The following is a 10,868-nucleotide window of genomic DNA, read 5'->3' on the forward strand; positions in this document are numbered from 1 at the left end:
GGGTTTTTTTATGCCTTGCGGAAGCGTAGTAATCGGCAGGGTGGTGGCCCAGGTGCAAAACCCCTGGGCACAAAAAAGCCCGCTGGAGCGGGCTTTGGGGTAAGGCTGCCGGTCATCAGACCTTGAAGGCCTTCTTCAACTTATGCTTTGCTGCCAGCCTGGGCGTCGAGGACTGTTGAGTCATTCTGCGTTGCCGTGGTGCTCAACGAATGTTGGACAGTCGCAGGTTCGGCTTTTTGGCTTCCCGGAAAATCAGGGCCACCTTGCCAATCTCCTGCACAATCTCTGCCTTGGCTTTTTTACTCAGTTCAGCAATGACCTGCTTACGCAGCTCCCGATCGGCGATGACCAGTTTAACCTTGATAAGCTCGTGGTCATTCAGGGCCCGGTCCAGCTCTTCCATTACGCCGTCACTCAAACCGTTGCCGGCAATGGTCAACACGGGCTTCAGATTATGGCCAAGGGCGCGATATTGCTTTTTGAGGACGGGGGTTAAAGGCATACAATAGCTCTTCTGTAACAGACAATTTAGGGCTCGCGCCACGTAGCGGGCTATTGTAACTCAAGTTCGGCGCAACGGTGTCTATGGCCAGGTCAAAAAGCAGTAAAGGGTGGCTGAACGAGCATTTCAGCGACCAGTATGTCAAAAAGTCACAGCAGGATGGCTACCGCTCACGCGCCAGCTACAAGTTGCTGGAACTGGACGAGAAGGACAAGTTGCTGCGTCCGGGGATGACCGTGGTCGATCTTGGCGCCGCGCCGGGGGGCTGGAGCCAAATTGCGGCTCGCAGGGTGGGAACTCAGGGGCGGGTTATAGCGTCAGATATTCTGCCGATGGACTCCCTGGCCGGGGTCGACTTTATCCAGGGGGATTTTACCGAGGATGAGGTCTTCGAGGCATTGATGGCGCTGCTGGGGCCAGGCAAGGCTGACCTTGTAATTTCGGATATGGCCCCCAATATGAGTGGAGTGGCTGACGTGGACCAGCCCAAGGCCATGTATCTGGTTGAGCTGGCTCTGGATATGGCCGGCAGCACGCTTAAACCGGGTGGCTGCTTTGTGGCCAAGGTGTTCCAGGGAGAAGGCTTTGACGACTATTTGCGTCAGGCAAAAGAGCTCTTCAAGACGGTGGTGATCCGCAAGCCTGACGCGTCCCGTGCCCGCTCCCGCGAAGTTTATCTGGTGGGTAAGGGTTTTAAGGGGTGAGCATCGGGTGCGCTCTCTGCAGCATAAGCGCTATACTCATACTCATCGGTCGCGATAAGGCGCCCGGACTGGTTTCCAAACACCACTCAAGTAATGACATGAGGGTATCTCTTTGAATGATATGGTAAAAAACCTGCTTCTCTGGCTGGTGATCGCTGCGGTACTGCTGGCAGTGTTCCAGAATTTCAACACCAAGTCCGGGCAGGAGGCGCTCACCTATTCCGAGTTCGTCAAAGAGGTGCAGCAGGATTCCGTGCGCGAGGTGGTGGTCGACGGCCAGGTGATTGTGGGTACCCGCCACAATAACTCCCGTTTTGAGACGGTACGCCCCCTGATTCAGGACGACCGGCTGATGGATGACCTGCTCAATCACGGTGTTGAGGTGAAAGGTCAGCTGCCAGAGCAGCCTAGCCTGTGGCAGCAGCTGCTGGTAGCCAGCTTCCCAATCCTGTTGATTATTCTCGTCTTCATGTTCTTCATGCGTCAGATGCAGGGCGGCGCCGGTGGCCGGGGCGGTCCCATGAGCTTCGGCAAGAGCAAGGCGCGCCTGCTGGGCGAAGACCAGATCAAGACCACCTTTGCCGATGTGGCAGGTGTGGATGAGGCCAAAGAGGATGTGCAGGAGCTGGTAGAGTTCCTGCGTGATCCCAGCAAGTTCCAGCGCCTCGGAGGCAAGATTCCCCGCGGTGTACTGATGGCAGGCCCTCCCGGTACCGGTAAAACCCTGCTGGCCAAGGCCATTGCCGGCGAAGCCAAAGTGCCGTTTTTCTCCATTTCCGGTTCTGACTTCGTAGAGATGTTTGTGGGTGTCGGCGCGTCCCGGGTACGTGACATGTTCGACCAGGCCAAGAAGCAGGCCCCCTGTATTATCTTTATTGATGAAATCGACGCCGTAGGTCGCCACCGTGGGGGCGGCCATGGCGGTGGTCATGACGAACGTGAGCAGACCCTCAACCAGTTGCTGGTGGAGATGGATGGTTTTGAAGGCAACGAAGGCATTATTGTTATCGCAGCCACCAACCGACCTGACGTGCTGGATAAGGCGCTGTTGCGCCCTGGCCGTTTCGACCGACAGGTATTCGTCGGCCTGCCGGACATCCGTGGTCGCGAGCAGATCCTGAAAGTGCATATGCGCAAGGTGCCATTGGACGACAAGGTCCAGGCTTCCATTATCGCCCGTGGTACTCCCGGCTTCTCCGGTGCCGACCTGGCTAACCTGGTCAACGAGGCTGCGTTGTTTGCCGCCCGCGCCAACAAGCGCCTGGTGACCATGGAGGAGTTTGAAAAGGCTCGCGACAAGATCATGATGGGCGCCGAGCGCAAGTCCATGGTGATGAGCGAGAAAGAGAAAGAGATGACTGCCTTCCATGAGGCGGGTCACGCCATCGTCGGATATCTTACGCCCGAGCACGATCCGGTACACAAGGTCACCATTATCCCCCGTGGCCGCGCTTTGGGTGTTACCCAGTACCTGCCGGAAGATGATCGCCACAGCTACAGCCGTCGCTACGTCCTTTCCCGCATTGCCTCCGCCTACGGTGGCCGTATCGCCGAAGAGATGACCGGCGGCCTGGATGCGGTCTCCAACGGCGCCACCAGTGATATCGAGCAGGCCACCAATATGGCCCGCAGCATGGTGATGAAATGGGGTATGTCCGATCGCCTGGGACCCCTGCACTACGGTGAGGATGATGGCGGAATGCCTGGTGCCGGCGGTATGCCAAATTACTCCGGCGATACCTCGCGCACCATCGATGAGGAAGTTCGCAAGATCATTGATGGCTGTTATGCAGAGGCTACGCGCTTGCTGGAGGAGAATCGCGATATTCTCGAGTCCATGAAAGATGCGTTGATGGAGTACGAGACTATTGATTCCGAGCAGGTTGATGACCTGATGGCCCGCCGCAAGGTGCGTCCGCCGCGGGATTGGCACGACGGCAACTTCGGTGGCCGGGTTAAGCCCGAGGGTGAAGCGGGTCAGGGTGATGCCTCCAAGCCCATTGGTGGCCCGGCCCAGAACCATTGATCGGCGGCTCTGTGGAAAGGCCCAGCTTGCTGGGCCTTTTTTATTCGCACTCCTTAAATGTGGAAAGCTGAAGTACCGATGACAGATTTTGCATTTGGTGCCAGATCCCTGGACCTGGGGCAACCGCAGGTCATGGGCATTCTCAATGTCACCCCGGATTCTTTTTCGGATGGTGGCCTGCACCACAGCGCCGGGCGCCTGAGTGTGGAAAAATCCCTGATGCACGCCGCTGCCATGGTGGCGGCCGGCGCCTCGATTATTGACGTCGGTGGTGAGTCCACCCGACCAGGCGCCGCCAGCGTCAGTGATGAAGAAGAGCTGGCGCGAGTCGTACCGGTTGTGGAGCGGCTGGCAGCAGAGCTGGACGTGGTCATATCGGTCGACACCAGCAGCCCGCGAGTCATTCAGGCTGTCGCAGATGCCGGTGCCGGCCTGATCAATGATGTTCGCTCGCTCTCACGGGAGGGGGCATTGCCGGCGGCGGCGGCGAGCGGTTTGCCGGTGTGCATAATGCACATGCAGGGGCAGCCGCAGACCATGCAGCAAAGCCCGGCGTACGGCGACGTTGTGGGCGAAGTGCGTGATTATTTACAGGCTCGCATGGCGGAGCTGGAAATGGCGGGCATTGCTGCCGGGCGTGTCGTCATTGACCCCGGATTTGGTTTTGGTAAAAGCGTTGAGCATAACCTTGCTTTGCTGAAGCATCTCCCCGCCTTTGCGGAAATGGGGTGCCCGGTGTTGGCGGGTTTGTCGAGAAAGTCACTGTTCGGCGCCGTATTGGGCCGGGATGTGGACGCCCGTATGGCGGGCAGTTTGGCCGCAGCCTTGCTGGCGGCACAGGGAGGTGCAGCGATTATTCGGGTGCACGATGTGCAGGAGACGGTTGATGTGCTGCGTTTTTACAGCGCCGTGCAGCACGCTCAGTAATCGCTCATAACAACAACGATTAAGGTAAAGGAAAACATGTCCAGAAAATATTTTGGCACAGATGGTATTCGTGGCCGTGTGGGCGAAGGTGCTATTACCCCGGATTTTGTACTGCGCCTGGGGTGGGCTGCAGGCAAGGTATTGGCAGAGCGATTCCAGGGGCCCAAGCGGATCCTGATTGGCAAGGACACCCGCACCTCCGGCTACATGTTTGAATCGGCGCTGGAAGCGGGCCTGATTAATGCCGGCGTCGATGTCTGGCTGCTGGGTCCGATGCCAACCCCGGCGATCGCCTATCTCACGCGCACTTTCCAGGCGCAGGCCGGCATCGTGATCAGCGCTTCCCATAATCCCTTCTACGACAATGGCATCAAGTTTTTCAGCGCCAATGGCAGCAAGCTTCCGGATGATATGGAGTTGGCCATTGAGGAGCAGCTGAATCAGGCCATGGTGACAGCACCTACTCTGGGCAAGGCTCGCCGGATTGAGGATGCCGCCGGTCGCTATATCGAGTTTTGTAAGGGCACCTTGCCCTGGGGTTTCAGTCTCTCCGGGCTCAAACTGGTGCTGGATTGTGCCAATGGCGCTACCTACCATATCGCCCCGTCGGTATTCCGGGAGATGGGTGCCGAGGTGGATGTGATCGCGGCCAGCCCCAACGGCGAAAACATCAACTTCGAATGTGGATCCACCAAGCCTGAAAAATTGCAGGCCCGGGTGCTGGAGCTGGGCGCAGACCTGGGTATCGCGTTTGACGGCGATGGTGATCGCGTCGCGTTTGTCGATCACAAGGGCGAACTGGTCGACGGTGACGAGATTCTCTACCTGATTGCCAGCTACCGTCAGCGCTATGCCGGTGGTTGCAGTGGGGTGGTGGGTACGCTGATGAGTAACTTCGGCTTTGAGAAAGCCCTGCAGGCACTGGAGGTGCCATTTGCCCGTGCCAATGTCGGCGATCGTTATGTGCTGGAGCAGATGCAGGCTCGGGGCTGGACTCTGGGCGGCGAGAACTCTGGTCACATTGTCTGTGCCGATGTGACAACCACCGGTGACGGGATTGTAGCGGCGCTGCAGGTATTGCTGTCCCTGTCGGTTATGGATGAGAGTTTGCACGTGGCCAAGCAGGTTATGCGCAAGGTGCCGCAAAAAATGATCAATGTTCGTGTCGCGGACCAGACCTCTTTTGCTGCCAACAGTCGTATCAGTGATGCGGTGGCGGTGGCGGAGTCCGAGCTTGGTGACAGCGGGCGAGTGCTGCTGCGTGCATCGGGTACCGAGCCGGTGATTCGGGTCATGGTGGAGGGGGAGGAGCTGTCTCTCGTCAATCGCCTGACGGAAGAACTGGCTGCCGTGGTTGAGCAGGCGTTGAGTACTGGCAGCGCCTGAAAACACCCTTAAACAAATGCATATAAGGCATTGTATCTTAGAAACTAATCCGCTAAGATTTGCGCCCGTTTTGCCCGCAGGACCAGTGTTTCCGCGGCGCGGGTTGTTCGCAGAGTGGAACAAAACGGAAGAGCGTTAATGCGACGACCACTGATAGTTGGTAACTGGAAAATGCACGGCTCATTGCAGGCCAATGAGTCCCTGGTGCAGGGTGTTGTAGCCCGGTGGTCGGGTGTGCATCTGGCCGAGGTGGGTGTATGTCCGCCGGCAGTTTATCTGTCCCAGGTCAGTCAGCTGCTTGCCAGTACCAATATTGGTTGTGGCGCCCAGGATGTGAGCTGGGCTGAGACCGGTGCTTACACAGGCGAAATCTCGGCGGCGATGTTAGCGGATGTGGGTTGCCAGTATGTAATTGTTGGCCATTCCGAGCGTCGCGAGTACCATGCCGAAAGCAGCGAGCTGGTGGCGCGAAAGTTTATCGCGGCCCAGTCTGCCGGCTTGACGCCAATCCTCTGCGTTGGTGAGACCCTGGCGCAGCGCGAGGCGGACGAAACGCTCGCCGTTATCGGTGAGCAGTTGCAGGCAGCGGTAGAGCTGGCGGGTCGCAAAGCCATGACCGCAGCAGTAATCGCCTACGAGCCGGTCTGGGCGATAGGCACAGGCCTGACGGCAACGCCGGAGCAGGCACAAGAGGTGCACGAATTTATTCGTGACCAGTTGGGTGAGGCCGGAGCGGCTGTACGGATATTGTACGGTGGCAGTGTCAAACCCTCGAATGCGGCGGAGCTGTTTGCCCAGCCGGATATTGACGGCGCCCTGGTGGGCGGCGCATCGCTGAACAGCGAAGACTTTTATAGAATCTGCCAGGCGGCAGAGTAAAGGCAGAGTGATGGATAAAATCATCTTGGTGATTCATGTGCTGACAGCCCTGGCTATTATTGGCCTGATTTTGCTGCAGCAGGGCAAAGGCGCGGAGGCTGGTGCTTCTTTTGGTGCCGGCGCTTCCCAGACCGTATTTGGCAGTCAGGGCAGTGGTAACTTCTTTACCCGCGCTACCGCCATCCTGGCAGCAATTTTCTTTGTGACCAGTTTTGGCCTGGCCGTGCTGGCCAAGCAGCAGGCGGCGGTGAGTGCTACTGCCGGTATGCCGATCGTGGATGAGTCAATTCCTGCGGTTGTGGAAGATTCGGATATTCCGGTGGTGGATCAGGCGCCGGCAGATGCAGCAGGCGAGTTGCCTGAGGCACCGGAGGCGGAAGACCTGCCCAAGTAAAGTTTTAGCCCAGGTGGTGGAATTGGTAGACACGCTATCTTGAGGGGGTAGTGGCCATTGGCTGTGCGGGTTCAAGTCCCGCCCTGGGCACCAAATTAGGGAAATGCGTAAAAGGCTCTCGCTTCGGCGAGGGCCTTTTTGCTTTGGGCGGTCGCAAATTTTCAGGTTGCTTTTGACGTCTCCTGCTCCGTCAAATACATTGATTCCGGTTTGTAACAGATCGTGTTTCTGCAGGGAGGGGGTATGGGAGATATTTACGGCTTTTCGGCACGGCGGCTTGAGGGGGGTGATGAGCAGTCCCTGGGTGAGTATCGCGGCAAGGTGGTGCTGGTGGTGAATACCGCCAGCAAATGCGGGTTTACTCCTCAGTATGAAGGGCTGGAGACTTTGCACCAGCGCTTCGCCGATCGGGGTCTGGTGATCCTGGGCTTCCCGTGCAATCAGTTTGGTAAGCAGGAGCCGGGCGATGAGGGCGAGATCTCCGGCTTCTGCCAGCGTAATTATGGCGTTTCATTTCCCATGTTCGCGAAGATTGATGTCAATGGTGACAATGCTCACCCGCTCTATCGTCACCTGACCTCTGCTGCTCCGGGGCTGCTTGGTACCCGGGGAGTGAAGTGGAATTTCACCAAGTTTCTGCTGGATCGCAAGGGTCAGGTGGTGCGTCGCTTCGCACCAACCACAAAGCCGGCTGAGCTGGCGGGGGCGATTGAGGCGCTGCTCGATGCCTGAGGGCTGGAGCCAGGGTGGTTGATGAGGATTAAACAATGAGTGTCAGGGCAATATTGCAGTTGATGTCGGATGGCGAGTTCCATTCCGGTGAGGCGCTGGGAGAGCTGCTGGGCGTAAGTCGCACGGCGGTGTGGAAGCACCTGCAAAAGCTGGAGGCCTATGGCATCCCGCTGGAGTCGGTAAAAGGGCGTGGCTACTGCGTGCCCGGTGGCCTGCAGTTGCTCGACGCGGCGCAGATTCAGGGGGCTCTGGCTCCGGCCGCGAACTCCTGTCTGCGTGAACTGGATATTCATGAGTCGGTGGACTCCACCAATGCCCTGGCCATGGCGCGAGCCTCTACCGGCGCTGCCGGTGGCTATGTCTGCCTGGCGGAGCACCAGTCCCGGGGGCGTGGTCGCCGCGGGCGGCCCTGGGTCAGCCCGTTTGCCCAGAGTGTCTACCTGTCGGTCGTGGCAGAGTTCAGCGGTGGCGCTGCGGCCCTTGAGGGGCTGAGTCTGGCGGTGGGTGTGGCGCTGGTAAGAGCGCTGAATACGCTGGGGGCTGAGCAGGTTTTGCTGAAGTGGCCCAACGATCTGGTCTGCGGCGACCGCAAGCTTGCCGGTATTCTGCTGGAGATGGCCGGCGATCCGGCCGGGCAGTGCCAGGTGGTTGTGGGTGTGGGACTGAATATGGCGCTCAGTTCCGCCGGCGCAGAGGCTATTGATCAGCCCTGGGTGGATTTGCAGCAGCTGGTGCCCGGGGTGTCACGCAATGCCCTGGTGGCAGAGCTGTTGAATCAGTTGTTGCCCCTGTTGGCAGAATTTGAGTCGAAGGGTTTTGGCGCCTATCGCGAGGAGTGGGAGCGTTCTCATGCCTATGCAGATAAGCCGGTACGTCTGGTGATAGGCAATACCGAGGTGGCAGGCATAGCGCTTGGCGTGGCAGCCAACGGTGCCCTGCGCCTCTTGGTGGGCGGTGAGGAGCAGGAGTTTCACGGTGGCGAAATCTCCCTGCGTCCCGCGGGGGGCTGATGCAGTTACAGCTTGATATTGGTAATACCCGGATCAAGTGGCGCTGCCTGCAGGGTGGTGCCGTGGTGCGTCGGGGTGTTGTCTCCCGCAGGGATGCCGGCGATGACCGGGAGGTGCTGCGTCAGTTGACGGCTGCGGCGGGTGCCGGCGTGGTCGAGGTGCTGGTGGCTTCGGTGGCGGGTGCTGAATTTGATCGTCTGCTGGATGCCCACCTTGATACCGCTTATGGGGTTCGGCCACGGTTTGCCCGTGCCACCGCTGAGGCGGCGGGGGTGACCTCCGGCTATGCTGAGCCGCAGCGGCTGGGTGTGGATCGCTGGCTGGCGGTGCTGGCGACATCCCGTTTTCCCGGCGATCGCTGGCTGGTACTGGATTGTGGCAGCGCGGTAACCCTGGATGTGTTACAGGCCGGTAGTCACCTGGGTGGTTATATCGTTCCGGGGTTGCGCTTGATGAGTGAATCACTGTTTGCGCAGACGGCTCAGGTTAAAGTAGGCCTCCCCCGGGTGGAGGGCTCTCAGCCCGGTACCACTACGGAGGAGGCGGTGGGCCGTGGGGTTCGCCTGATGGTGGCAGGCCTGGTGCGTGAAGCGGTCTGTCATCTCGAGGGTCCGGCTACCTCGCCGCTGGTGCTGACCGGCGGTGATGCGGCTGCAGTGGCGGGCCTTCTCCGGGGTTGGCCGGGCCTGAGGATAGAGGAAGATCTGGTGCTGGACGGCTTGCCGCTGGCCGAGTGTCGTTTGTTGGATATCTAAACTGGCTGCCGCAGGGAGTGCTGCACCGGACGGGTGTGTAGCCGGGCGGCGGTAAAGACTATATAAGGCTGAGTGCGGACATGCGTTCCATTTTTATTTTGCTGCTGGCGGTTAACCTGCTGGTGTTTGGTGGGCTCTGGTGGAAAGGGCAGCAAGCGAAGGTGCCTGTAGCGGTGGTACCGCCGGCGGCCGAATTGCTGGCGGGTGAACCGCTGGTGCTGCTCAGTGAGGTGTCGGAGCAGCAGCTGCAGGAGTTTTCTGCGGATCGGATTTCAATGCTGGAGCCTGATCCGGCTGCCGGGGCTGGCGATGATGGTGGCGAAGCGGCGCCGGTGCAGCCCTTGTGCGAATTTGTTGGCCCCTTCCCCGGGCAGCTGGAGGCCGAGAATTTTGACGAGCACCTGGGTGCGCTGGATGTTGCGGCGCAGGTGCGCCGGGTCGAGGTGCAGGGTGAGCCGAGCTATTGGGTTTATCGCGCGCCGGAGGTTTCCCGCAAAGAGGCTTTGCGTCGCCTGCATGAGTTACAGGCCAAGGGTATCGACAGCTATGTGATTCCCAAGGGTGAACTGGAGAACGGTATTTCATTTGGTGTCTTCAGTCGCCTGCAAGGTGCCGAGGCCAGGCTGGCCGAGGTGAAAAGACTTGGTTACGCCGCTGACATCCACCGTATGGAGCGCACCTACGAGGAGACCTGGGTCGTTCTGGGGGCGGGTGAGGAGGCGAAATTGGGCCAGGAACTGTGGCTCGAACTCCTCAATCGGGAAGAAGGTCTGGAGCGTCGACAAAATTTCTGTCCAGATGTTGCTTCCCGCTGAAACTTTCTCTAGAATCGCGCACCTCACTTGCATGGCGCCCCGATTATCAGGCGTGCTGCGCGAGTATTGGGCTGGCGTAGCTCAGTAGGTAGAGCAGCTGACTTGTAATCAGCCGGTCGGGGGTTCGATTCCTCTCGCCAGCTCCATTTTTTAAAAACTTTGCCTGCTAAGTCATGGATTTCCAAGAGAATTCAGTTGACAGCGGCAAAGATGAGGCGGAAAATAGCGCCTCTTTTTCGCAGGGGTTCCCGAGTGGCCAAAGGGATCAGACTGTAAATCTGACGCGAAAGCTTCGGTGGTTCGAATCCACCCCCCTGCACCATATTGGCCTGATACCTTGAGCTGGGTGTCGGCATTAAAGAAGCGCCACAGGCTGAATGGCTGGTGGGCTCCGCTAAAGGGTTTGGCGGGTATAGTTCAATGGTAGAACCTCAGCCTTCCAAGCTGATGATGCGGGTTCGATTCCCGCTACCCGCTCCAGGTTCTGCCTTAAGGCAAGAATAGCGCTCTTGTAGCTCAGTTGGTAGAGCACACCCTTGGTAAGGGTGAGGTCAGCGGTTCAAATCCGCTCAAGAGCTCCACTTTAAGGCGTCGTGAAGTTGCTTCCAGTTTCTTCACGACGCTTTTGTGTGTTTGATAGTTTGCGGTCCGTGAGGGTCGCTGAATTGCTTAACTAAGTAATTAAACTTTGAGGAGGCCCTCACGATGGCAAAATCGCAATTTGAACGTACTAAGCCC

The 10,868-nt window shown here is 58.6% G+C and carries 11 protein-coding genes and 5 tRNA genes; 15 read left to right on the forward strand and 1 reads right to left on the reverse strand.

Translation table 11 applies throughout. The annotated features are described in order from the left end of the window. Window positions 1-202 precede the first annotated feature (202 nt). Window positions 203-502, reverse strand: a complete 300-nt coding sequence (locus tag GSF27_RS17570) for a YhbY family RNA-binding protein (protein ID WP_160971379.1) — start codon at window positions 500-502, stop codon at window positions 203-205. An 83-nt stretch (window positions 503-585) separates the two neighbouring features. Here GSF27_RS17570 and rlmE point away from each other — a divergent pair, with 83 nt between their 5' ends. From rlmE to GSF27_RS17645, 15 genes are all read left to right on the forward strand, one after another. After that, window positions 586-1,206, forward strand: coding sequence for a 23S rRNA (uridine(2552)-2'-O)-methyltransferase RlmE (rlmE, locus tag GSF27_RS17575; protein ID WP_160971380.1), 621 nt, complete (start codon window positions 586-588; stop codon window positions 1,204-1,206). Window positions 1,207-1,327: 121 nt separating this feature from the next. After that, complete coding sequence (gene ftsH / locus GSF27_RS17580) at window positions 1,328-3,232, forward strand: ATP-dependent zinc metalloprotease FtsH (protein WP_160971389.1); 1,905 nt, start codon at window positions 1,328-1,330, stop codon at window positions 3,230-3,232. A 78-nt stretch (window positions 3,233-3,310) separates the two neighbouring features. Beyond that, a complete protein-coding gene (gene folP, locus GSF27_RS17585; RefSeq protein ID WP_237457633.1) occupies window positions 3,311-4,159 on the forward strand; it encodes a dihydropteroate synthase in 849 nt (282 codons plus the stop codon). A gap of 36 nt (window positions 4,160-4,195) precedes the next feature. Continuing rightward, the gene (gene glmM, locus GSF27_RS17590) at window positions 4,196-5,545 is read left to right on the forward strand and encodes a phosphoglucosamine mutase (RefSeq protein ID WP_160971382.1); all 1,350 of its coding nucleotides are present in this window, start codon (window positions 4,196-4,198) and stop codon (window positions 5,543-5,545) included. A gap of 138 nt (window positions 5,546-5,683) precedes the next feature. Continuing rightward, entirely contained in the window at window positions 5,684-6,424 is a 741-nt protein-coding gene (gene tpiA / locus GSF27_RS17595; RefSeq protein WP_160971383.1) for a triose-phosphate isomerase, read from the forward strand. A gap of 10 nt (window positions 6,425-6,434) precedes the next feature. Next, window positions 6,435-6,818: a preprotein translocase subunit SecG gene (secG, locus tag GSF27_RS17600; RefSeq protein ID WP_160971384.1), complete on the forward strand. Its 384-nt coding sequence runs from the start codon at window positions 6,435-6,437 to the stop codon at window positions 6,816-6,818. A gap of 7 nt (window positions 6,819-6,825) precedes the next feature. Further along, a tRNA-Leu gene (locus GSF27_RS17605) sits at window positions 6,826-6,911 on the forward strand. Window positions 6,912-7,061: 150 nt separating this feature from the next. Next, window positions 7,062-7,550 (forward strand): glutathione peroxidase, encoded by a 489-nt coding sequence (locus tag GSF27_RS17610; protein WP_160971385.1) that lies wholly within the window; start codon window positions 7,062-7,064, stop codon window positions 7,548-7,550. 35 nt (window positions 7,551-7,585) lie between these two features. Next, window positions 7,586-8,560, forward strand: coding sequence for a bifunctional biotin--[acetyl-CoA-carboxylase] ligase/biotin operon repressor BirA (gene birA, locus GSF27_RS17615; RefSeq protein WP_160971386.1), 975 nt, complete (start codon window positions 7,586-7,588; stop codon window positions 8,558-8,560). After that, window positions 8,560-9,315, forward strand: coding sequence for a type III pantothenate kinase (locus tag GSF27_RS17620; protein ID WP_160971387.1), 756 nt, complete (start codon window positions 8,560-8,562; stop codon window positions 9,313-9,315). Before birA ends, GSF27_RS17620 begins: the two co-directional genes overlap by 1 nt. An 80-nt stretch (window positions 9,316-9,395) precedes the next feature. Further along, window positions 9,396-10,130, forward strand: coding sequence for an SPOR domain-containing protein (locus GSF27_RS17625; RefSeq protein WP_160971388.1), 735 nt, complete (start codon window positions 9,396-9,398; stop codon window positions 10,128-10,130). A 70-nt stretch (window positions 10,131-10,200) separates the two neighbouring features. After that, window positions 10,201-10,276, forward strand: a tRNA-Thr gene (locus tag GSF27_RS17630). Between the two features lie 92 nt (window positions 10,277-10,368). Continuing rightward, a tRNA-Tyr gene (locus GSF27_RS17635) sits at window positions 10,369-10,452 on the forward strand. A gap of 84 nt (window positions 10,453-10,536) precedes the next feature. Further along, window positions 10,537-10,610, forward strand: a tRNA-Gly gene (locus GSF27_RS17640). Window positions 10,611-10,635: 25 nt separating this feature from the next. After that, window positions 10,636-10,711: transfer RNA gene (locus tag GSF27_RS17645), tRNA-Thr, on the forward strand. The last annotated feature ends 157 nt before the right edge of the window (window positions 10,712-10,868 follow it).

The organism is Pseudomaricurvus sp. HS19, from assembly GCF_009857815.1.
Lineage (GTDB): Bacteria > Pseudomonadota > Gammaproteobacteria > Pseudomonadales > Cellvibrionaceae > Pseudomaricurvus.